The organism is Enterococcus eurekensis (genome assembly GCF_042654605.1).
Classification (GTDB): domain Bacteria; phylum Bacillota; class Bacilli; order Lactobacillales; family Enterococcaceae; genus Enterococcus_I; species Enterococcus_I eurekensis.
This window is the reverse complement of record NZ_JBHSGT010000038.1, coordinates 1-3,361: the sequence shown is the minus strand read 5'-3', so window position 1 is coordinate 3,361 and position 3,361 is coordinate 1. Positions and strand designations below refer to the sequence as shown.

Here is a 3,361-nt window from a genome sequence, read left to right as displayed (position 1 = left end):
AAGCGAAAGAACCGCTTTTCGAAATTTACTTCCAATCACTCAGAACAAAGCGCCCAAATTACCACCTTTATATTACGACAGTTTTTTTATTTTACTAAGACAGTTTTTTTATTATCGGCTCTTCTTTTTATCACAAAAAATTTAATAATTTTTTTTAATGATATTATATAAACAATAGACATTTTGATACTTTATGTGTAATATGAAGGCTATAGAAAGCCAGTGTTTCGGTTTTCAAAACAAACACTTTTTTCTTTGTGAAAAAAGCGAAAAAAATAAGTGATAGTAACGGGGGATTTATAATGAAGAAAACAAAATTAGTAACACTTACAGCGGCTGTATTATTATCTGGCGGTTTATTAGCAGCATGTAGTCCTGACGAAAAATCAGCTGAAAGTTCTACACCAGAGTCATCTGTTGCAGCTTCTTCTGAAGACGTTGTTAGTTCTGCTTCAATTACTGACAAACCAGAAGAAATCGTTAAATCATTAAGCGCTGAAGGAAACTGGATTACTGCAGCAACTGCGGATGTAACCGTTGATCAAGAAATCGTTGTTGATGGCGAATTCCACGATAAAGATGATGCTTCTGCAGATATCTACCGTAAATTAGCCCTACATACACAAGATGAGAAATTTAACATTTTAGATAACTTCACATTAACTGTACCAAAAATTGTTGTTAACTCTGAAAACTTCACTGTTTTCTACGGAACAATTAAAGGTGATATTGAAGTGAATGCAAACGGCTTCTCTTTAATCGGTACAAAAGTTGATGGAAATATCACATTCACTAAAGAAGAATACCAAACTTCTGCTGACTTAGATAAAGATGGCAAAGGTGCAACCGTTACTGGTGAAGTAACTGTCGCTGAATAATTCAAAAAAGGGTCTTTTAAAAAAGCGATTCGATCAACCGACCGAATCGCTCTTTTTTGTCTGTTTTTAAGTATCACACCTTTAGTTAATCGATTGTAATCCAATATCTACGTACCCATTTTTGATTTTCTTCATCAAAGCGTCGATCTTCTAAAATCCCATGGTTCTTCTCAATGACTTTAGCAGATGCTAGATTGTCATCATCACAAGTAATTAGTACGCGAGCCAAGCCAAAATTTTTAGCCTCTTTTAAAGATTCTTTTAACATGAATGAGCCGTAGCCTTTTTTACGCGCGCTCGGTGCAATCGAATAGCCAATATGACCACCATAATTCAATAAATAATCATTTAATCGCATTCTTAAAGCAAGCATACCAATAATTTGCTGCGGTGTTTCTTGGACAAGGACATACTGACGACTCGGGACACGACCTTCATTTGGTAATGTCTCCTCATTTTCGTACAATTTCATTGCTATTAGCCAATCCTCAATTGTAGGAAAAGTTGTGATACTTCCAGAGCCCGCAATATGACCGGGATTATCAAATGTTTCCTGATAGACTTGTAAGGCATCAAGTAAATCAAGACTTGGTTGTATGAGCTTAGCGCCCTCTTTCTTAACATCATTAATCATTGGCTAACACTCCTATTTTCTAATTTTCGGAAAAAATGGTTTCCTCAAATAATACCTCTGAACCATCTAATACTACTCGCGCACTGACACCATAAGGTAAAATGGCACGCGGATAAGCATGACCAAAATTCAAATTATATAACACGGGAAAATTAGGATTTACGATGACTTCACGAATCACATTTTTATATTCTTCGTAATAAACTTCATCTTGTGGTTTACCAAAAAGTAAACCCGCTGCCTGTTCAAAGACTCCCGCCTGTTTTAACGTTTCTAACATTTCCCTCAAATTTTCCGGTGTTGGTTTTTCTTCTGAGGTTTCTAAAAAAACAATTTTTCCTCGCCATTCTTCAGCTGTTGGAAAAATTTGATATCTTTCAGCAATTTCTTTTTCAAGTGGATCACGTTCACCTTTGATTAAATCAAACAAACTTTCAATACAGCCACCTAATAATTGACCACTGAATTCACGTTGACCTTGCAACCACTCATGGGCACTTTTTTCCTGTTCTTCTATTCGTTTTTGTCCCAAGGATTGTTCTGAAAAATCACTTCGTTCATGATACCATACCGGACTTGAATCAATTGCTGCTTGTGCATTAATTCCAAGAAATCGTTGGAAAGTCTTTAGCGAATACGGCAACATTTCAGGGCCAAGTTCGGCTAAATCAGTTAAGAAAGCTGGACCATAATACGATGTCATTCCTAATTTATAAAAAAGTAAATGATTGACTGTTGAATCTGAAAAGCCTGTAAAAATTTTAGGATTTTGCTGAACAAGAGTCCGAAACTCCTTATCCTCCCACAAATAAGGCCAAGTTAAAAACGTATCCTCTCCACCAATTGCACAAATAATCCCTTTAATCTCTGGATCGGAAAAAGCAGCTTTTAAATCCGCAGCACGATGTTCAGGATGTGCTTTCACATAATCAATTCCTTTTAGCGTGTGTTTCATTAAAACGGGTACAAGGCCGAATGACTCTAAGCGCTCAATCCCTAATTTCAAACTATGTTTACAAAAATCTTCCCCTAATGTACCACTTGATAAACTGACAATTGCGACTTTATCCCCTTGCGTTAATGCTGGTGCTTTAATCATTCAACCACTCCTCACTGTGATAAATTATCAACAACTATACCCGACCACAGACTAAAAAACAATCGTTTTCGAATAAAAAATCCCCAGTATGATAAAGTCCCCCAAAAAAATCCAACGTTTTGGGGGCACCTTATAAACTGAAGGTTTTAATCTAGTTACGTAATAAAGAGTTTTTAAAGGTATACTTATCGGCGCGGTAATATGATTCATCGTAAAGAATCGGTACGCCATCTTTTGAATAAGTTACTGAATGGACTTTTAGTAACGGGCTTCCAAATGGCACGTTTAATAATTCTGCCAGTTCTTCTGTCACTAAAATGGCTTCGATTTCTTGATGCGAGTATGCAATTTCGACTTTTTCTTCTAATAGTTTAAACAAAGAGCCTTCAAAATCTTTCGCAGTTACCCCTTCTATATAAGTTTGTGCTAAGTATATTTTTTCAACGGTTATCGGTGTACCGTCTAAATTCCGACGACGAACCAATTCATAAATAATATCTGCAGCGGTTTTTTTTAGTGCTTCTTGAATCTCTGTTGGCACACTATCAATTGCATGAAAAGTAATCACTTCAGTTTGACTCGTATTGCCGTATTCTTTGGCAGCTTCAGTGAAACCTTTTAAACCTGAACGACCACTTTGAATTTTTTGTGGAGACATGACATACGTGCCCCGATTTTTTAATTTATTAACTAGCCGAGAACACTCGCGACTTTAGTCGTGTAGATGAATCGGCTTCGGTTGAGGCACAG

General features: G+C 36.4%; 3 protein-coding genes and 1 pseudogene. 1 reads left to right on the top strand and 3 read right to left on the bottom strand.

The annotated features are described in order from the left end of the window. The first annotated feature begins 302 nt into the window (after nucleotides 1–302). On the top strand, nucleotides 303–878 hold the full coding sequence (locus tag ACFO3L_RS05660; protein ID WP_379964719.1) for a polymer-forming cytoskeletal protein: 576 nt from the start codon (nucleotides 303–305) through the stop codon (nucleotides 876–878). Nucleotides 879–963: 85 nt separating this feature from the next. Here the strand turns inward: ACFO3L_RS05660 and ACFO3L_RS05655 are convergent, their stop codons facing one another. The 3 genes and pseudogenes from ACFO3L_RS05655 to ACFO3L_RS05645 form a co-directional block, all read right to left on the bottom strand. Continuing rightward, a complete protein-coding gene (locus ACFO3L_RS05655; RefSeq protein WP_379964717.1) occupies nucleotides 964–1,512 on the bottom strand; it encodes a GNAT family N-acetyltransferase in 549 nt (182 codons plus the stop codon). A 19-nt stretch (nucleotides 1,513–1,531) separates the two neighbouring features. Continuing rightward, nucleotides 1,532–2,611 carry a S66 family peptidase gene (locus ACFO3L_RS05650; RefSeq protein ID WP_379964715.1) on the bottom strand — a complete coding sequence of 360 codons (1,080 nt, stop codon included), beginning with the start codon at nucleotides 2,609–2,611 and terminating at the stop codon, nucleotides 1,532–1,534. Nucleotides 2,612–2,762: 151 nt separating this feature from the next. Continuing rightward, a pseudogene (locus tag ACFO3L_RS05645) lies at nucleotides 2,763–3,296 on the bottom strand (UTRA domain-containing protein); the annotation flags it as partial. Between the last annotated feature and the right edge of the window lie 65 nt (nucleotides 3,297–3,361).

Excerpts from the sequence above, each read along its gene's own strand:
- ACFO3L_RS05660 (WP_379964719.1), top strand. The coding sequence starts at position 303 with ATGAAGAAAACAAAATTAGTAACACTTACAGCGGCTGTATTATTATCT.
- ACFO3L_RS05655 (WP_379964717.1), bottom strand. The coding sequence starts at position 1,512 with ATGATTAATGATGTTAAGAAAGAGGGCGCTAAGCTCATACAACCAAGT.
- ACFO3L_RS05650 (WP_379964715.1), bottom strand. The coding sequence starts at position 2,611 with ATGATTAAAGCACCAGCATTAACGCAAGGGGATAAAGTCGCAATTGTC.